Here is an 18,734-nt window from a genome sequence, read left to right as displayed (position 1 = left end):
GCGGCCCCGGCGCCGGGGTGGGCGCGGGGCCGCGGCGGCGCCGGGGCGGGGCGGCTCAGATGGCGGAGCCGTCGTAGCGCTCCCGCAGATCATGCGGGCCGTTCTGCAGTTTGCCGGGGTTGAGGATCCCGGCCGGGTCCAGCTCCGCCTTCACCGCGCGCAGCACCCGGGCGAAGAGCTCGGTGTTCTCCTCGTAGTTCTGCGGGGCGTGGTCCTGGCCGATCCCGTGGTGGTGGGTGATGGTGCCGGCGAACTCCAGGATCGCCTCGCCGGCGGCGGACTTGATGTCCATCCACTGGTCCAGGATCCGCCCGGGCTCCTCGCGGAAGAAGTAGGTGAAGTACAGCGAGCAGCCGGACTCGTACATGTGCGAGATATGGCAGAACACGTAGGCGGGGGCGCCGTGCGCCTCCGCGGCGGCGCGCATCCGGTCCATGATCCGCCGGCGCAGCTCGGCGGCGTGCTCCCAGGTGGTGGCGGTCTCCAGGGTGTCCACGCCCACCCGGCGGGTCATCATCACGTCCCGCAGGTAGGGGGAGGTGAAGCGGTGCTTGACCCACAGCTGGCCGGGGATCGGGCCCAGCCGCACGCACTTGTGCCGGAGCATCCGGGCGGCGAGCAGCTCCCGGGCGGCGCGGGCCTCGGCCCGGGACTCCTGGCCGAAGCCGAAGAGCATCATGCAGGGGGTGTCCATGCCGCGCAGGGCGAGGTACTTCTTCAGCTTGGGGCCGGTGGCCCCGCCCATCTGCTCGATGCCGAAGAGGGTCTCCGGCTCATCGGAGAGCCGGGCCAGGTGCGGGATGTGCCCGCGCTGCTCCAGATCCCGGAAGATCTCCAGGCCGTGCTCGAAGGAGTCGACGAAGTAGGTGTCGAAGATCATCTCGTCGGGGCGGCGGTGCAGCTGCAGGGTCACCTGGGTGATCACCCCGAGGGTGCCCTCGGAGCCGAGGAAGAGCTCCCGCGGGTTGGGCCCGGCCGCCGAGGAGGGCATGTCCCGGAAGGCCATCGCCCCGGCCGGGGTGATCACCCGCATGCCGATCACGTTGCGGTCGATCCGGCCGTAGCCGGAGGACTCCTGCCCGGCGGAGCGGCAGGACACCCAGCCGCCGACGGTGGAGAACTCGAAGGACTGCGGGAAATGGCCCACGGTGACGCCCAGCGGGGCGAGGCGCTCCTCCAGATCGGGGCCGAAGACCCCGGTCTGCACGGTGACCGTGTTGGCCTCCAGGTCCACGTCGAGGACCCGGTCGAAGGCCACCATGGACAGCGCCACCGCCCGGCCGTGCCCGCCGTCGACGGCCTCCACGCCGCCGACCACGGAGGTGCCGCCGCCGAAGGGGGTCACCGCGATGCCGCGCTCGGTGCAGGCGGCCAGCAGCCGGGCCACCGCCTCCTCGTCGCGGGGCACCACCACCGCGTCCGGGGCGATGTCGAGCACCCCGGCGCGCAGCCGGGCCAGGTCCGGGTAGCTGCGGCCCACGGCGTGGCGTACCCGGGTGTCGTGGTCCACGCACACCGCGCCCTCGCCGACGGCGTCGCGCAGGGCGGCGAGATCGGCCTCGTCGAGCCGGGAGTCGGGGATGGCGACCTCGGCGATGTCCTTCGGCGGGTTGTCCGCCTCGGCCATGCCGATTTCGCGGATCAGCAGCTCCTCGGCCTCGGCGGTGATCGGCTTGTCGAAGCCGTCCACGCCCCAGCCCCACCAGCGCATGCGGTGCGGGGCGGTGTCGGATCGGTTCATGTCGGGTTCCTTTCGGCCGGTGCGCCGCCCGCGGTGAGCGGGGCGGGCGGGGCGCCGGCGGGGTTCGGGTGGGTTGCGGATGGGGGAGGGGCGGGCTCAGCCGGCGCAGGCGGCCAGCGCCTCCTCGGCGGCGGGTTCGGCGGCGGCCCGGTCGGCGGGCACCAGCCCGATCCGGGTGCGCCGGTCCAGGATGTCGGCGACGGTGAGCGCGCCCTCGTGGGTGACCGCCCAGGAGAACTCGGCGCGGGTGACGTCGACGCCCTCGGCGACCCGGTCCAGGGGCCGGTCCAGTTTGCTGGCGGCGACCACCGCCCCGGCCTCGGCGCCGTAGCGCTCGATGAGCCAGCGCGGGGCCGCGCCGGGCAGCGGCTCGGCCTCGCCCTCGGCGCCGACCAGGGGCAGCCGGTCGGTCCAGCAGGGCGCGGCGGGCTGGCCGGTGCGGGCCAGGGCGGCGTCCACGGTCTGCTCGGCCATCAGCCGGTACTCGGTGAGCTTGCCGCCGACGACGCTGATCAGCCCGTTGTCGGCGACGATGATCGCGTGCTCCCGGGAGAGGTCCGCGGTGTCGCCCTCCCCGGAGTCGATGAGCGGGCGCAGCCCGGCGAAGGCGCCGAGGATGTCGGCGCGGCCGACCTTGCGGTCCAGGCCCCGGTTGATCACCTCCAGCAGGAAGTCGATCTCGGCCTCGGTGGGCTCCGGCTCATCGGGGATCGGCCCCGGCGCGTCCTCGTCGGTGAGGCCGACGTAGACCCGGCCCAGGGGGGCGGGCAGCACGAAGCAGAAGCGGTTCAGCGCGCCGGGCACCGGCACGGTCAGCGACCCGGTCGGGTTGCCGAAGAGGGCGGCGTCGAAGACCAGGTGGGTGCCCCGGGAGGGCCGCACCCGGATCGTCGGGTCGATGCCGCCGGCCCACACCCCGGTGGCGTTGACCACGTTGCGGGCGCGCAGCCGCAGTTCGCCGCCCTCGCCGAGGCGATCGGCCAGGGTGGCCGCGGTGCCGGTGGCGTCGACCGCGCCGACGTGGGTGAGCACCCGGGCGCCGCAGGCCGCGGCGGTGCGGGCCAGGGCGACGACCAGGCGGGCGTCGTCGACGAGCTGGCCGTCGTAGTTGACGTAGCCGAAGCGCAGGCCCTCGGTGCGCACCGTGGGGGCCAGTTCGACGACCTCCTTCGGGCCGACGGTGCGCGAGCGCGGCAGGGTGGACGCGGCGGTGCCCGCGGCGATGCGCAGCGCATCGCCGGCGACGAAGCCGACCCGGGGCAGGGTCTTGTTGGCCAGGGTGAACTCGTCGAGCACCGGCACCACCTGGGGCAGCGCGTGCACCAGGTGCGGGGCGGTGACCTCCATGAGGATGCCGCGCTCCTTCGCGCTGCGCCGCGCGATGCCGATGTTGCCGCTGGCCAGGTAGCGCAGCCCGCCGTGGGCGAGCTTGGAGGACCAGCGGCTGGTGCCGAAGGCGATGTCCTGCCGATCCACCAGGACCACGTCCAGGCCGCGGGAGGCCGCGTCGAGGGCGATCCCGGCCCCGGTGACCCCGGCGCCGATGACGAGCAGATCGACCTGGCCCCCGTCGGCGACCAGCTCCTCGAGCTCCTTCCATTCCGCGTCCCGGCGCGCCCGGTCGAGCGCGGAATTTCCGTTGGGAATACTCATGGGATCCTCCTGGTGACCCTGGAATAGTTTCACGGTTTTCGCAGTGTGCGGGCCGCTTCGTCCACTATGTTATACATATGCGGACGGTTCCCCGGTACTCGATCCCCCGCCATTATCCGACTTAATCTGAAGAACCATTTTCACGAAAGGAATTCCTTAATGTCGAATTACCTGGAGGACTACCCGGTCGAGCATGTGCAGGTCTCGACTGTGGCGCTGGTCACCAATCCGAAGGCGGGCCACGGCGCGGCCGCGCACGCCGCGGAGCGGGCGATGGACCGGTTCTCGGAGCGCGGGGTGGACGTGGTCGCGCTGCAGGGCAAATCGCCGGCGGACGCCCGCCGGCTCATCCGCACCGTGCTCGACGACGGCCGGATCGACGCCCTGGCGGTGGCCGGCGGGGACGGCATGATCAACCTGGCGTTGCAGGAGCAGGCCGGCACCGGGGTGCCGCTGGGCATCATCCCGGCCGGCACCGGCAACGACCACGGCCGGGAGTACCGGCTGCCCCGGAACAACCCGGAGGCCGCCGCCGACGTGGTCGCCGACGGATTCGCGATCACCACCGACCTGGGCCGGATCCTGCCGATCGGCGCCGACGGGGAGCCCGATGCGGCCCAGGCCAAGTGGTTCGGCACCATCATGTGCGCCGGTTTCGACTCCCTGGTCTCCGACCGGGTCAACGTCATGAAGTGGCCGCATGGCCGCAACCGGTACAACGCGGCGATCGTGGTGGAGTTCCTCAACTTCCACGCGCTGCCCTTCCGGATCACCCTCGACGACGGCACCGTGATCGACGACCGGATCACCCTGGCCGCCTTCGGCAACACCCGCAGCTACGGCGGCGGGATGAAGATCTGCCCCGCCGCGGACCACGCCGACGGGCAGCTGGACATCACCGTCATCGGCAAGGCCGGCCGGCTCAAGGCCGCCGCGGTGTTCGGCAAGGTGTTCAAGGGCGAGCACGTCCGCCAGCCGGAGGTCACCCAGTACCGCAGCCCCGGCGCGCTGGTGGAGTTCTTCGGCGGCGAGGACGCGATGAACGCCTACGCGGACGGCGATTTCATGGCCCCGCTGCCGGTGCGCGTGGAAATCGCCCCGGCCGCCGGCCGCTACATCGTGCCGCGGCCCTGACCGGGGCCGCGCCCGCGGCGCCCCCCGGACGGGGGCGCCGCGAGGGGGCTCCGCCGCCGGGTGCTCGCGGGGGCGCTGCCGACTAGACTAGTCTGTACGCATACCCGCGGCGGAGCGGCCGCCGCGGCAGGAGACGGGCAGGGAGGATCCGGCGATGGGCGAGCAGCGCGCGACCGCCACCGCATCGCCGCGCGGCATGCGCCGCTGTCGACGGTCCATGCCGCCCCGCTGAGGCGCACCACCCGCCCGGGATCGACCCGGGGCCGGGACGCGCGGCGGGCCGCATGGACGCCGCCGCCCCCGACCCGATTCGGCCGAGCCCGGCCGCCGCAGACGAAAGCGCGCCCCATGACCACCGCCATCGCCGCCCCCCGCGCCCAGCGCACCGCCGCCCCCGCCGCCGGCCCGGACCGGTTCACCGACTCCGCCTCCGGCCCCGGGGTGTTCGCCCTCTCCGACTACCTGGCGCTGTTCCGCTACGAGGGCCCCACCACCCCCGCCATCCTCGCCTCCGAGCTGGTCACCGTCGCCGGCGGCTAGCCCTCCCCGCCGGGGGCCAGCCCGAAGCGGCTCAGCCGGCGCCGATCCTCGGCGGAGGCCGAGGCGGTGAGCCGGAGCAGCTCCGCGTAGATCCCGCCGGTGCCGGCCAGCTCCGCCGGGGAGCCGACCTCGTCCACCCGGCCCCGGTCCAGGGTGACCACCCGGTCCACCCCGGAGATGGTGGACAGCCGGTGCGCGATCACGATCGTGGTGCGCCCGGCCATCAGCTCCTCCAGGCCGCGCTGCACCTCCCGTTCGGCGCGGGTGTCCAGCGCCGAGGTCGCCTCGTCGAGGATGAGCACCGGGGCGTCCTTGAGGATCGCCCGGGCGATCGCGATCCGCTGCCGCTGCCCGCCGGAGAGCTTCAGCCCCCGCTCGCCGATCACGGTGTCGTAGCCCTCGGCGAAGGCGCGGATGAACCCGTCCGCGTTGGCCCGCTCCGCCGCCGCCCGGATCTCCGCCTCCCCCGCCCCGGGCCGCCCGTAGGCGATGTTCTCCCGGATGGTCCCGGAGAACAGCGCCGCATCCTGGAAGACCACGCCCACCGTGGCCCGCAGATCCGCCATCGGCAGCCCGGTGACGTCGCGGCCGCAGATGCGCAGCCGCCCGCCGGTGGGCCGGTAGAAGCCCAGCAGCAGCTGCACGATGGTGGATTTGCCGCCCCCGGATTCGCCGACCAGGGCCACCCGGTGGTCGGCCTCGGCGGTGAAGCTCACCCCGCGCAGCACCGGGGTGCCCGGCTCGTAGGCGAAGTCCACCGCGTCGAACTCGATGACCGGGGCGCCGGGCACCGGCTCCAGCCGGCGGCCCGGCGCCGGGGCGTCCTCGCCGGCCTCGGCGGCGTCGCGGCCGCCGCCGTCGCGGGCGGCCGCGGCGCGCAGCCGGGGATCGGCGGCCGGTTCGGCGTCGAGCACCATCACGTCGAAGTAGTCCCGGGAGCCGGCCACCGCCCGCTGCGCGGTGTCGATGACGTAGCTCATCATGGTCACCGGGTGCTTGGCCATGGTGGTCAGCTGGATCAGCATCACCATGGTGCCGATGGAGAAGTGCCCGCCCAGGGTGCGGGTGAACAGCAGCAGGTGGATGCCGAAGAAGATCAGGGTCAGCGCCGCCCCGCGGGTCGCGTCCATGCCGTGCCACCACCGGGACTGCACCCGGGTGAGCCCCACCGTGCGGGCGTAGCGGCCGGCGAAGGCGCGCAGCTCGCGCAGCTCCGCGACGAAGGAGCGCACGACCTGGATCTGGCCCACCGCCTCGGCGAAGCGGCCCCCCGCGTGGTCGATCTCGTGGTTCTTCGCCCGCTCCAGGCGCTGCCAGCGCCGGGAGGTCAGCGCGGTCAGCCACACGTAGACCGGGAAGACCACCGCCAGCAGCACCGCCAGCGGCCACCAGTGCCAGGCGGTGATCGCCAGCACCGCGGCCATGGTCAGCAGCATCGGGAAGAAGGTGTTCGCGAAGGCCTGCAGGAACTGGATCACGTTGGTGATGGACCGGTCCAGCCGGGCGATCATGGTGCCGGTGCGCTGATCGTCGAAATAGCGCTGCGGCAGCGCCAGCAGCTTCGCGAAATAGCGGGTGGCCAGGATCTCGCGCATCCGGGCGGCCATCACGTCGCCGAGGTAGCCGCCGATGTTCTGCACCACCGCCTGCACCAGATCCGCGGCGAGCAGGCCCAGGGCCAGCGCCACCACGGTGCGCGCGGCGCCGGCGCGGTCCCCGCCGGCGCCGAGGGCGCCGACGATCGCGTCCGTGGCGTCGCGGATCAGGAAGGGGCTGACCAGGGCCGCGGCCGCGGTGCCCACCGAGCACACGACGATGCCCAGGTAGAAGGGCCAGAGCACCCGCGCGGTGCCCAGGATCCGGGTGAGGTACTGCACCCCGCCGACTATAGGCGGCGGTGGCGCGCGCCCCGCCGGCGGCTACCGGTCCGCCGCCGGGTCCGGGTCGGCCCCCTCGGCCCCGTCGAGCAGCCGGTGCACCGCGGCCAGCGGCAGCGCCAGCCAATCCGGGCGGTTCTGCGCCTCGTAGAGGCATTCGTAGATCGCCTTGTCCAGGGTGAACGCGTCCAGCAGGGCGGCCTCGGCCCGCGGATCGGCGCCGGCCTCGGCGGCGTAGCCGTCGAGGAAGGCGCCGATGTTGCGGCCGGCCCACTCGGCGACCCGGTAGCGGTGCTGCGGGGAGTCCTCCCGCCCGGAGAGCAGCGGGAAATGCGCCGCGTAGTCGAAGGAGCGCACCATCCCGGCGATGTCGCGCAGCCGGTGATCCGGGATCCGGCGCTCGTCCCAGGGCCGCGAGGGCTCGCCCTCGAAGTCGATCAGCAGCCACTCCCGGGGGGTGCGCAGCACCTGGCCGAGATGCAGATCCCCGTGGATGCGCTGCACCGGGGCGCCGGCGGCGGGCACCGCCGCCGCGGCCCGCCGGTACACCGCCCGAACCCGGTCCGCGGCGGCGGCGACCTCCGGCACGGTGGCGGCGACCTGCTCCAGCCGGGTGAGCATCGGCGCGATGAGCTCCGCGCCGGTGAGCGGCGCCCCGGCGGGCAGCGCCGCGGCGAGGGTCAGGTGCACCCGGGCCACCGCCGCGCCCAGGGCGCGCGCCTCCGCGGCGAAGTCGGTGCCCAGATCCGCCGGCTGCAGATCCCCCTCCCGGATGATGTCGCGCACGCTGGTCAGCGCCATCGCCCAGCCATCGGCCGAATTCGGCACGTACTCCTGCAGCATCGCGGTGGTGTAGGCCTCCCCGTCGACGACCAGCTCGGTCCAGGCCAGCAGCGGCGGCACCGCCGCGCAGTCCGCGGCGGAGAGCGCCGTGAGCAGCTCCACGTCCGCGTTGACCCCCGGGTGCAGCCGGCGGAAGAACTTGCACAGCACCGCCTCGTCCAGGATCGCCGAGGTGTTGGACTGCTCCACGCCCATCGCCCGGCCCGCCGCGGGCACCGCCGGCTCCGCCGCCCCGGGCACCCGGCGCAGCTCCATCGCGCCGAGCCGGCCGGCGCCGATCAGCGCCGCGCCCAGGGCGGTCACCGCCTCGGCGTCGGCGAGGGCGTCCACCCCGGCCAGCTCCCCGGCGGCGACCAGCACATCGGATTCCGGGGCGGCCGCCGCCGGGGTCCACACCACCGGCAGCAGGTAGCCGGGGGCGGCGTCGCCGACGTGCACCCGGGCGAAGATGAGCTCCACCGGCCGGCCCCCGGCGGCGGCCACCGGCTCCCGGTGCCGCAGCTCCACCCGGGTCACCGCGGCGGCCTTGTCCGCGAAATAGCGCCGGCCCGGCAGGGTGCGGGCCAGCTCCGCGGCGACCTCGGCGTCGCCGGGCAGGCCCGGGCCGGCGTGGGCGGTGGTCGCGGTCTCGTCGCTGCTCATCGGTTCTCCTCCGTGGTCGGGTGGTCGTCGGGTCGCGCGCCGGGGGCGTCCGGGTCCCGGGTGGCGGCCACCGGGGCATCGGAGATCGCCTGGGCCACCGGCACCACCGGGGCGGCGGTGGAGGTCGCCGGGCCGGCGGCCCCGCCCTGCAGCTCGAACCAGTAGAAGCCGTGCCCGGGCAGGGTCACCTGGTAGGGCAGCTCCCCGATCGCGGGGAAGGGCACCGACCCGGTCATCTCCACCGGCACCGCCCCGTCGAACTCGGCGAGATCCAGGGTCACCGCCTGCGGGTACTTCGACAGGTTGTTCACGCACAGGATCCGCTCCCCGGCGTATTCGCGCAGGTAGGCCAGCACCGAGGGGTTGGCGCTGCCCAGCTCCCGGAAATCGCCGCGGCCGAAGGCCTCGTAGCGCTTGCGCAGGTGCACCATGGTGCGCAGCCAGTTCAGCAGCGAATTCGAGGTGCCCATCTGGGCCTCCACGTTCACCGCCTGGTAGCCGTAGGCCGGGTCCTGGATGGTGGGCAGGTACAGCTTGCCGGGGGTGCACCGGGAGAACCCGCCGTTGCGGTCCGGGGACCACTGCATCGGGGTGCGCACCCCGTCGCGGTCGCCGAGCCAGATGTTGTCGCCCATCCCGATCTCGTCGCCGTAGTACAGCACCGGCGACCCCGGCAGGCTCAGCAGCAGCGCGTGGAAGAGCTCCAGCTGGTTGCGGTCGTTGTCCAGCAGCGGGGCCAGCCGGCGCCGGATCCCGATATTCGCCTTCATCCGCGGATCCGCGGCGTACTCGGCGTACATGTAGTCCCGCTCGGCGTCGGTGACCATCTCCAGGGTCAGCTCATCGTGGTTGCGCAGGAAGATCCCCCACTGCGCGGAGGAGGGGATCGGCGGGGTGGTCTCCAGGATCTCCGAGATCGGGAACCGGGACTCCTTGCGCACCGCCATGAAGATCCGGGGCATCAGCGGGAAGTGGAAGGCCATGTGGCACTCGTCCCCGCCGACCGCCGGGTCGCCGAAGTACTCCACCACGTCCGCCGGCCACTGGTTGGCCTCGGCGAGCAGCACCCGGCCCGGGTACTCCGCGTCGAGCACCGCCCGGCAGCGCTTGAGGAAGGCGTGCGTCTCCGGCAGGTTCTCGCAGTTGGTGCCCTCCCGCTCGAAGAGGTAGGGCACCGCGTCCAGGCGGAACCCGTCCAGGCCCATATCGCACCAGAAGCGCAGCACGTCGAGCATCGCCTCCTGCACCGCCGGATTGTCGTAGTTGAGATCCGGCTGGTGGGAGAAGAAGCGGTGCCAGTAGTACTGGCGGCGCACCGGGTCCCAGGTCCAGTTGGAGTCCTCGGTGTCCACGAAGATGATCCGCGCCCCCGAGTAGGTCTCCGGATCATCGGTCCACACGTAGAAGTCCCCGTAGGGGCCCTCCGGGTCGCTGCGCGAGGCCTGGAACCACTCGTGGGTGTCGGAGGTGTGGTTCATCACCAGATCGGTGATCACCCGCAGGCCGCGGGCGTGCGCCTCGTCGAGCAGGGTGCGGAAGTCCTCCACGGTGCCGAAATCGGGCAGCACCGCCCGGAAGTCGCGGATGTCGTAGCCGCCGTCGCGCAGCGGGGAGTCGTAGAAGGGCGGCAGCCACAGGCAGTCCACGCCCAGCCAGCGCAGGTAGTCCAGCTTCGCGGTGAGCCCGGCGAGATCGCCGGAGCCGTTGTGGTCGGAGTCGTTGAAGGCCCGCACCAGGACCTCGTAGAACACCGCGCTGCGGTACCAGTCGTCCATGGCCACCCAGCGTAGGGAATCCCGGTTCACCCCGCAGCCGGGGGTGCGCCGTGCCATGATCGGGGCCATGAGGAGCAACTGGCGGGAAGGCCTGCGCGGAACCTGGGGCGGGGTGCCGAAGGTGGCGGTGGTGTCCGTGGTGGGGGTGCTGGTGGTGCTCTTCGCCCTCGGCGCCGGGCTCACCGAGCTGCGCCGGGCGGCGAAGGCGGATCCGCCGGCGGCCGGGGAGGCGGTGCCCGGCCGGCGCTGGGCGCTGGCCGAGGATCCGGCGGCCTGGTTCGCGCTGCCCGAGGTCGACGGCGCCGGGGCCGAGGGCGCGCCGCGGCCGATCCGCGGCTCCGACGGCTGCAACCTGTTCTTCGGCCAGGGCGCCCGGCTGGGCGCGGACACCCTCGAGTTCGGGATGACCGGCTCGACCCGGATGTACTGCCCGGATCACCGGGAGGCGGAGCGGCTCTTCACCCATTTCGCCGGCGCCGGGGCGGTGGCGCTGCATCTGCGCGAGGGCGGCGATGCGGTGACCCTGCACCTGCGCGGCCCCGGGGACCGGTGGGTGGAGTTCCGCGACGCCGGCCCCTACCGGGAGGACGCCGGCCCCGCCGGCGACGGCGCGGACGGCGGGGCCGGCTGACCCGCCCGGACCGGGCGGCCGCCGCGCCCGCCCCGCCGCGGGCTGCGGATGTGCTGTGATGGGGGCATGCGCGAACCCGAGGATGACCCCGACCGCCGGCCCCGGCCCGACCGGGTGACCCGGCTGTGGGCGGTGCTGATCACCCTGGTCACCCTGCTCAGCTGCGCGATGCTGCTGAAGAACGCGCTGGCCGCCGGGCTGCTGCCGCTCTAGGGCCGCCGGGCCCGGGGCGCCGGGAACAGGGCGCGCACCTCCGCCCAGGGATCGGCGGCCACCGAGGCCACGCAGGCCGGGCCCGCCCCCGCGTAGATCCGGGCCGGCCGACCCGGATCCGCGTAGCTCGGCCACCCGGGATCGCCGGGGACGCCGGGGGCGGCCGCCGCGGGGTCGCCGGCCATGATGAAGGCGAGCGCCGCCTCGTGGAAGGGGTGCTCCTCCCGGCCGAACAGCCGGGGCAGCTCGATGCAGTGCGGGGCCCCCGAGGTCGGCCCCGCCGGACCGGTGCCCACCCCGGCGCCGGGGCGGAACTCCGCCGCCCACACCGGGACCCCGGCGGCCACCGCGGCATCGGCCGCGCCCACCGCGTAGCGCCGGATCGTGGCATCGGAGATCACCCGCGACATCGGCGCCGGATCCGCGGGCAGCCGGCCCCGGCCGCCGTGCGCCAGCGCCGTGGCCCGGGCGATCGCCCGGGCCCCGCGCCGGGCGTCCAGCCGGCGCAGCTCCGGCAGGAAGTGGAATTCCTCGCTGGTGGCGGTGACCATCAGGGGCAGCCCCGGCCGGCCCTCGGCGGCATGCGGGCCCAGCGCCGGTTCGGTGGGGGAGAGCCGGCGCAGCCGGGCGTAGAGCGCCGCCACCGCCGCCGGCCCGGAGTCGGCGTGCAGCCGGGCCAGCCGGGCCCGGGTCGCCGGGCCGCGCAGCAGCGCCGCCGCCGCGGCGCGCTGCACCGGCCCCCCGGAGCGGTGCGAGAACCCGGGGGAGGCGGCCAGCACCCGGGCCACCCGGCCGGCGGCCTCCGGGCGGGTGGCCAGGGTCAGCGCCAGGCCCGCCCCGGCGGACTGGCCGGCCAGGGTGACCCGGTCCGGGTCCCCGCCGAGGGCGGGGGCGTTGTCCCGCACCCAGTCCAGGGCGTGCAGCAGATCGGCCACCGCCGGCAGCGGATCGGCCTCCCGGTCCCGCCAGAACCCCTCCAGGCCCTTGCGGTAGCCCAGGGACACCCCGACGACGCCGCGGGCGGCGAGCAGGCGGGCGTTGGTCCACGGTTCCGAGGGATGGCCCTCCTCGTAGCGGCCGCCGTGGATCCAGACCAGGACCGGCGCCCCCGCCGGCCACGGATGCGGGGCGGTGAGGGTGAGGGTGAGCTCCCCGGCGCCGGGGCGGCGGCCGTCATGGTCGGCGGGCGCGGCCCGGCGGGCCGGGGCGAAGGGCGCGGCGGCGGCGTAGGCGATGGTGTGGCAGCGCCACACCCCGCGGCGCAGGGTGCCGGTGAGCCGGCCGGCGGGGGCCTCGACGGTCAGCGTGTCCATGCGCCCACGGTAGACCGGGCGGCCCCGCCGCGGGGCCGGCCCGGCCGGGGCCCGCGCCGCGGCGGGGGTGGGGTAGCATCCCCGACCGTGGGAGAGCTCATCGACGGGGTCGGCCAGTGGCTGACCCAGCTGCCGGTCATCGGCCAGACCGCGGTGCTGCTGGCGGTGCTGCTGCCGGTCGGCGGCCTCGCCGCGTTCGCCCTGATCGGGGTGATCGACATCGTCGTGGGCCGGCTCTTCGGCCGCTGGGGCGGTCGGCCCGCCACGGTGGGCCGGGCCCGCGTGGAACTGGCCGAGCATCGACGTCCATAAGGAGGGGCCGTGCGCTTCAACCGGGTCAAGCTGGCGCTGATCGTGCTGATCCTGCTGGTCATCATCGCCGGGATCATCTCCGGGCTCTAGGCCGCCGCGCCCCGATCCGGCCGCCCCCGGGGGCGGCTCAGCCGGCCCGCTCCGGCGCCGCGGCGGGGTCCCCCGGTGCGGCCCCGGCGGCCCCGCCCGGGCGGGGCCTGGGCTCCCGGCGCCGCCCGTCGAGGACCAGGCAGACCGCGATCGCGGCCAGGGTCGGCACCAGCCAGGCCAGGGAATCCCGGTACAGCGGCAGCCCGGCGAGGGCGGGCAGCGTCCCGGCCGGATCCGCGCCGAGGGCGGTGAGCAGATCCAGGGCGGCGAAGGCCGCGGCCACCGCCACCGGGGCCCGGTAGGACCAGCGCAGCCGGAACGGCAGCGCCGCCTGCAGCAGGGTGATCAGCACCAGGGCCACCGCGATCGGGTGCAGGAACACGTTCAGCGGCACCGCCAGGGCGATGATCGTGTCCAGCCCCTGGTTGGCCAGCAGCAGCCCCACCAGGGTGAACAGCACCGCCCAGCCCCGGTAGCCGAGGGCGGTGGGCAGGGTGGCGAACCAGGCGGCGGTGGCGGTGATGAGGCCCACCGCGGTGGTCAGGCAGGCCAGCAGCACGATCCCGGCGAAAATCCAGGCGCCGACCCCGCCGAGCGCCCGGTTCGCCGCCGCGCCGAGCAGTTCCGCGCCATTGGCGCTGCCCGGGCCGAGGATCCGGCCCAGATGGCCCAGGCCCAGGTAGACCGCGCCGAGCAGCACCGCGGCGAGCACCCCGGCGGCGATCGTGGCCCGGGTCAGCGGCCCGCCGCCGCGCACCCCGCGGGAGCGCAGCGCGCCGACCACCACGATGCCGAACACCAGCGCGGCCAGGGAGTCCATGGTCAGGTAGCCCTGCACGATGCCCGCCGGGTAGGGCGCCTGCGCCCAGTCCCCGGCCGGGGCGCCCGGGGTCGCCGCGGGCAGCCGCAGCGCGGCGAGCAGCAGCACCACGATGAGCGCCAGCAGCGCCGGGGTGAGCCAGCGGCCCAGCACGTCGACCACCCGGGCGCCGCACAGGGACAGCCACAGCGCCACCGCGAAGAAGGCGGCGGTGAAGGCCAGCCGGGCCGCCGCCCCGGTGGCCCCGGCGCCGGCGGCGCCGGTCTCGAAGGCCACCCCGGCGGTGCGCGGGATGGCGTAGAGCGCGCCGATGGACAGGTACACCGCGGCCGTGAACACCCGGCCGAAGACCCGGCCCACCCGCCCGGCGATGTCGCCGAGGCCGGTGCCGGAGACCGCCACCGCGATCACCGCCACCATGGGCAGCAGCACCCCGGTGGTGAGGAAGCCGAGGATGGCCGGCCAGTAGGCGGTGCCGGCCTCCGCGCCGAGCTGCGGCGGGAAGATCAGGTTGCCGGCGCCGAAGAACATCGAGAACAGCATCAGGCCGACGAGGATGATGCTCGTCGGCGACTCCGCGTGGTTTTCCTGGGTCACGGCTATATCGAAGCAGATGGCCGGCGCCGCCCCGGCACCGGCCCACCCCGGGGGCTAACCCTGTTCCGGGCGCCGGGAGGCCGCCGCCACCCGGCGGAACAGGTCCAGCTCCGGCAGCTCGCGCACCAGCACCGCCCGCCCGGACCCGTCGACCAGCGGCATGCACCAGTTGGGGTGCTGCGCCACCGTGGTGCCCGGCTGGTTCTGGATGCTCCGGTCGCCGACCATGTCCACCAGGGCCATGCAGGTCAGCGCCGCCGGGGTCCCCGCCAGCCAGCGGTGCAGGCCCACCACCAGATCATCGGCCCCGGGCAGGGTGTCCCGGGTGGCGTTCGCCCAGTCGGCGCCGGCGGCGGTGCCGGCGAAGCAGCCGGCGGCGTCGACCTCGGCGAGCACCCGGCGCACCCAGTCCAGGTCCCGGGCGTCCTCGGCGGCCGGGTCGGAGAGCAGCAGGCCCAGCTCCTCGCGCAGCCGGATATGCGCCCCGTCCAGGTAGCCGGCGGTGGGCGGCAGATCGTGGGTGGTCACCGAGGCCAGGCACAGCCGGCGGTAGTCCGCCCGCGGCTTCGGCCGGCCGCCGTCGCCCTCGAACCACAGGATCGAGGTGCCCATCACCCCGCGCTCGGCGAGGTAGTCCTGCACCCAGGGCTCGAAGGTGCCCAGGTCCTCGCCGATCACCGCCGCCCCGGCGAGTTCGGCCTCCAGGGCGAGGATGCCCACCATCGCCTCATGGTCGTAGCGCACGTAGGTGCCCTCCAGCGGGGAGGCCATCCGCGGCATCCACCACAGCCGGAACATGCCCAGGATGTGGTCCACCCGGATCCCGCCGGAGTGGCGCAGCACGGTGCGCAGCATGTCCCGCCAGGGCAGGTAGGCGGCCTCGGCGAGCTTATGCGGATCCCACGGCGGCTGGGACCAGTCCTGGCCCTGCTGGTTGTAGCCGTCCGGGGGCGCGCCCACGGAGGCGCCGGGGGCCATCCAGTCGGCGAGGTTGCGCGCGTCCGAGCCGCCGGGGTGCACGCCGACGGCGAGATCGGCCATCACCCCGATCCGCATCCCGGCCTCCTTCGCGGCGCGCTGCGCCTCGGCGAGCTGGGAATCGCAGATCCACTGCAGCCAGCAGTGGAAGTCCACCAGCTCGGCGTGCAGCGCCGCCGGATCCTCGTGCGCGCCCAGCGGCTCCACCCACTCCAGGCCGGGTTCGGCGGGGGTGAAGGAGTCGTCCCCGGCGGCGGCGGCCTCGGCGGCGGCGCGGGCGCGGCGGCGCTGCTCCAGCTCCCGGTCCGCGCACCAGGTGGCGTAGGCCACCAGGCCCTCGCCCTCCTCCTCCCGGAAGCGGGCGAAGTCCGCGGCGCGCACCGGGGACAGCGGGATCCGGTGCAGCTCGTGCAGGGCGCGCAGCTTCGCCCGGTAGATCGGGTTGCGCTCGATCCGCCCCGCGGAGCGGTTCCGGCGCCGGAAGCGCTCGCCGAGCTCGCGCAGCTCCTCGGCATCGGCCGGCGGCAGGTAGGAGAACTCCGGGATCATCTCCACCCGCACGTAGATCGGGTTGATGTAGCGCCGGGTGGTGGGCAGATAGGGCGAGTCCTCCACCGGCGGCGCCGGCTCCGCCGCGTGCAGCGGGTTGACCAGCACGTAGTCCGCGCCCGCGTGCTCGGCGCAGACGGTGGCCAGATCGCCGAGGGTGGTGAAGTCGCCGATCCCCCAGGAGCGGTCCGAGCGCACCGAGTACAGCTGCGCCATCACCCCGGTGGCCGGCCGGGCCACCAGGTCATCGGCGGTGGACAGCCGCCGGGGGGTCACCGCCAGCGGGCAGCGCGCCTCGGCCCCGTCATTGTCGGCGACCAGCTCATGCCAGCCCAGCGGCAGATCCTCGGGCACCGCGAAGGCGGCCTCGCCGAGGCGCACCCCGTCGACCACCCGGGGGGCGACGTTGTGCTCCAGCTGCGCCAGCGGGCGCACCCCGCCGTCGGCGAGCACCGCGGAGACGTGCACTGGGGTGCCGTCCGGGACGTGCACCAGGACCGAGCGGTGCACCCCGGCGGTGGCGACCACCACCGGCGGCAGCAGCCGCCGCCAGGCCCGGTCCGCGAAGGCCTCCCGGGCGGCGTGGATCGCCGCGTCATCGGGGTCCTCGCCGAGGTCGACGTCCATCGCGGCGGCGATGGCCAGCACGGTGCGCCGGCTGACCTGCACCTCCTCGCCCTCGGCGGAGGTGTACCGGGTGGCGATGCCCAGGTCCTCGGCGAGATCGGCGAGCGGTCCGGTCACCGGCTCGGGGGGCTGCGGGGCGGCGTTGTCGTCGGTCACGGGCCCCATCATGCCAGGCGGGCGCGCCGGCCCCGCGGCCCGCCCGCACCGGTCCCGGGCGGGCCCGCGCGCGGGGTCCGGGAGGGCCCGCGGCCCCCGGGGGCGGCGTGCGGGGGCGGCGGTCGGAAAAGACGGTTCCGCAATCGCCGCGGCCGGGGCAGAATCGGGGGAAGTCCGCGCAATCGCGGCCACGCGGGCGTCCGGTGACGTATGTTGAGCGTCGAAGTTACCGGCGTCACAGAACGTGCACGGAGGCGCCCCCGGCCGCCGGGGGCCCGAACCCCCGCGGGCCGGATGAAGCCAACCCCTGAAGGAGACCGACCAGGATGCGCGAATACTCGACAGAAGCCCAGTACGCGATCGGGGCCGACGAGACCTGCGTGACCGCACTGCTCGACATGGCGGCCAAGCGCCCCAAGCTGGTGCTGTTCACCCGCCCGCGGAACTTCGAGTGGGTCAACGTCACCGCGGAGGAGTTCGTCGAGGAGGTCCGGGCCACCGCCAAGGGCCTCATCGCGAACGGGGTGGAGAAGGGCGACCGGGTCGCCCTGCTCTCCGAGACCCGCTACGAGTGGACCCTGCTGAACTTCGCGATCTGGATGGCCGGCGCCACCCTGGTGCCGGTCTACGGCTCCTCCTCCACGGACCAGATCCGCTGGATCATCGAGGACTCCGGGGCGGTGTTCGCGATCACCGAATCGCGCCGGCACACCGAGCGCACCAAGATCCTGGTGGTCGGCCCGGACGGGCAGGAGCCGCTGCCCGGCTCCCCCTCGAAGCTGCGCCGGGTGGTGGAGATCAACTCCTCCGCGGTGGACACCCTCATGTACGAGGGCCGCGACGTCGACGACGCCGAGCTCGACGCCCGGATCGAGGCCACCGGGGCCGATGATCTGGCCTCGGTGATCTACACCTCCGGCACCACCGGACGGCCCAAGGGCTGCATGCTGCACCACTCCAACTGGCTCTCCGAGGTGCGCGGGCTGCTCACCCACGACATCGGCGTGATCGCCCGGCCCGGCAACCGGGTGCTCACCTTCCTGCCGCTGGCCCATGTGCTGGCCTCCGCGGTGTCCCTGGCCGCGGTGATCTCCGGGGCCACCCAGTCGCACTGGGCGGACACCTCCACGGTCACCCTGGAGTTCCAGCGCTCCCGGCCGCATCTCATCCTGGGCGTGCCCCGGGTGTTCGAGAAGGTCCGCGACTCCGCCTACGCCGGGGCGAAGGAGAAGGGCCCGCTGGGCCTGGCCATGTTCACCCGGGCCGAGGCCACCGCCATCGAGTACTCCAAGGCGCTGGACACCCCGCAGGGCCCCTCGGCGGCGCTGAAGCTGCGCCGCAAGCTCTACGACCGGCTGCTCTTCGCCAAGATCAAGGCCGCCATGGGCGACAGCGTGCAGTACACCATCTCCGGCGGGGCCGCCCTGTCCAGCGACATCGGGCACTTCTTCCGCGGGCTGGGGGTCCCGGTCTACGAGGGCTACGGGCTGACCGAGTCCACCGCCGCGGTCACCGTCAACGCCCCCGGCGCGCAGCGGGTGGGCACCGTGGGCCTGCCGGTGGGCGGCTGCTCGGTGCGCATCGCCGAGGACGGCGAGATCCACCTCAAGGGCCCGGTGGTGTTCAAGGGCTACTGGCGCAACGAGGAGGCCACCGCCGGGGCGCTGGTCGACGGCTGGTTCCGCACCGGCGACATGGGCGAGCTCGATGACGAGGGCTACCTGCGGATCACCGGCCGGAAGAAGGATCTGCTGGTCACCGCCGGCGGCAAGAACGTCTCCCCGGGCCCGCTGGAGGACCGGATGCGCGCGCATCCGCTGATCTCCCAGGCCGTGGTGATCGGCGACGGCCAGCCCTTCATCGCGGTGCTGGTCACCCTCGACGACGAGGCGGTGGAGAAGTGGAAGGCCGAGCACGACATCCCGGAGGCGACCTCGGTGCGCGAGCTGGCCACCAACCCGGTGCTGCGCGCCGAGGTGCAGGACGCGGTGAACTCCGCCAATGAGCTGGTCTCGCATGCGGAGTCGATCAAGAAGTTCTTCATCCTCAAGCGCGATCTCAGCGAGGAGTCCGGGGAGCTCACCCCGACCCTGAAGGTCAAGCGCAATGTGGTGCTGGACCACTTCTCCAAGGTGGTCGACCAGATCTACGCCCGCTGACCCGCCGCCGCGGCGCACCCGAGCAGGGGCCCCGCCCGACGCCCGATCCGGCGCCGGGCGGGGCCCCGGCGCATGCCCGCCGCG

At 74.5% G+C, this 18,734-nt stretch carries 14 protein-coding genes; 6 read left to right on the top strand and 8 right to left on the bottom strand.

Translation table 11 applies throughout. The features are described from left to right. Positions 1 to 55: 55 nt before the first annotated feature. Both CSPHI_RS08495 and CSPHI_RS08490 read right to left on the bottom strand, forming a co-directional pair. On the bottom strand, positions 56 to 1,741 hold the full coding sequence (locus CSPHI_RS08495) for an FAD-binding oxidoreductase (protein ID WP_075692506.1): 1,686 nt from the start codon (positions 1,739 to 1,741) through the stop codon (positions 56 to 58). A 96-nt stretch (positions 1,742 to 1,837) separates the two neighbouring features. After that, positions 1,838 to 3,394 carry a glycerol-3-phosphate dehydrogenase/oxidase gene (locus CSPHI_RS08490; RefSeq protein WP_075692504.1) on the bottom strand — a complete coding sequence of 519 codons (1,557 nt, stop codon included), beginning with the start codon at positions 3,392 to 3,394 and terminating at the stop codon, positions 1,838 to 1,840. A gap of 159 nt (positions 3,395 to 3,553) precedes the next feature. Between CSPHI_RS08490 and CSPHI_RS08485 the strand changes: the two genes are divergently transcribed. Then, complete coding sequence (locus CSPHI_RS08485; RefSeq protein ID WP_075692502.1) at positions 3,554 to 4,528, top strand: diacylglycerol kinase; 975 nt, start codon at positions 3,554 to 3,556, stop codon at positions 4,526 to 4,528. A 348-nt stretch (positions 4,529 to 4,876) separates the two neighbouring features. Further along, entirely contained in the window at positions 4,877 to 5,068 is a 192-nt protein-coding gene (locus CSPHI_RS12065) for a hypothetical protein (RefSeq protein WP_075692500.1), read from the top strand. Here the strand turns inward: CSPHI_RS12065 and CSPHI_RS08475 are convergent. The 3 genes from CSPHI_RS08475 to treS are packed head-to-tail and all read right to left on the bottom strand — an operon-like array spanning position 5,065 to position 10,205. Then, positions 5,065 to 6,945, bottom strand: a complete 1,881-nt coding sequence (locus tag CSPHI_RS08475; RefSeq protein ID WP_075692498.1) for an ABC transporter ATP-binding protein — start codon at positions 6,943 to 6,945, stop codon at positions 5,065 to 5,067. The two genes, CSPHI_RS12065 and CSPHI_RS08475, sit on opposite strands and share 4 nt — an antisense overlap. Positions 6,946 to 6,987: 42 nt before the next feature. Further along, complete coding sequence (locus CSPHI_RS08470) at positions 6,988 to 8,430, bottom strand: phosphotransferase (RefSeq protein WP_245803294.1); 1,443 nt, start codon at positions 8,428 to 8,430, stop codon at positions 6,988 to 6,990. Beyond that, entirely contained in the window at positions 8,427 to 10,205 is a 1,779-nt protein-coding gene (gene treS, locus CSPHI_RS08465; RefSeq protein ID WP_075692496.1) for a maltose alpha-D-glucosyltransferase, read from the bottom strand. Before treS ends, CSPHI_RS08470 begins: the two co-directional genes overlap by 4 nt. A 67-nt stretch (positions 10,206 to 10,272) precedes the next feature. Here treS and CSPHI_RS08460 point away from each other — a divergent pair, with 67 nt between their 5' ends. Next, complete coding sequence (locus CSPHI_RS08460) at positions 10,273 to 10,836, top strand: META domain-containing protein (protein ID WP_075692494.1); 564 nt, start codon at positions 10,273 to 10,275, stop codon at positions 10,834 to 10,836. A gap of 66 nt (positions 10,837 to 10,902) precedes the next feature. Then, complete coding sequence (locus CSPHI_RS12060) at positions 10,903 to 11,049, top strand: hypothetical protein (RefSeq protein WP_157118522.1); 147 nt, start codon at positions 10,903 to 10,905, stop codon at positions 11,047 to 11,049. Here the strand turns inward: CSPHI_RS12060 and CSPHI_RS08455 are convergent. Continuing rightward, entirely contained in the window at positions 11,046 to 12,362 is a 1,317-nt protein-coding gene (locus CSPHI_RS08455; protein ID WP_075692492.1) for a carboxylesterase family protein, read from the bottom strand. The genes CSPHI_RS12060 and CSPHI_RS08455 overlap by 4 nt on opposite strands. A gap of 87 nt (positions 12,363 to 12,449) precedes the next feature. Here CSPHI_RS08455 and CSPHI_RS12190 point away from each other — a divergent pair, with 87 nt between their 5' ends. Next, entirely contained in the window at positions 12,450 to 12,674 is a 225-nt protein-coding gene (locus CSPHI_RS12190) for a hypothetical protein (RefSeq protein WP_075692490.1), read from the top strand. 127 nt (positions 12,675 to 12,801) lie between these two features. On the opposite strand, the gene brnQ is transcribed toward CSPHI_RS12190, so the two are convergent. Together brnQ and malQ are read right to left on the bottom strand one after the other, a co-directional pair. Continuing rightward, complete coding sequence (gene brnQ, locus CSPHI_RS08445; RefSeq protein WP_075692488.1) at positions 12,802 to 14,181, bottom strand: branched-chain amino acid transport system II carrier protein; 1,380 nt, start codon at positions 14,179 to 14,181, stop codon at positions 12,802 to 12,804. Positions 14,182 to 14,235: 54 nt separating this feature from the next. Further along, positions 14,236 to 16,500: a 4-alpha-glucanotransferase gene (gene malQ, locus CSPHI_RS08440; RefSeq protein WP_245803293.1), complete on the bottom strand. Its 2,265-nt coding sequence runs from the start codon at positions 16,498 to 16,500 to the stop codon at positions 14,236 to 14,238. 317 nt (positions 16,501 to 16,817) lie between these two features. Here malQ and CSPHI_RS08435 point away from each other — a divergent pair, with 317 nt between their 5' ends. Further along, complete coding sequence (locus CSPHI_RS08435; protein WP_075692484.1) at positions 16,818 to 18,650, top strand: AMP-dependent synthetase/ligase; 1,833 nt, start codon at positions 16,818 to 16,820, stop codon at positions 18,648 to 18,650. Positions 18,651 to 18,734 lie beyond the last annotated feature (84 nt).

The organism is Corynebacterium sphenisci DSM 44792 (assembly GCF_001941505.1).
Lineage (GTDB): Bacteria > Actinomycetota > Actinomycetes > Mycobacteriales > Mycobacteriaceae > Corynebacterium > Corynebacterium sphenisci.
This window is presented reverse-complemented; position numbering and strand designations above follow the sequence as displayed.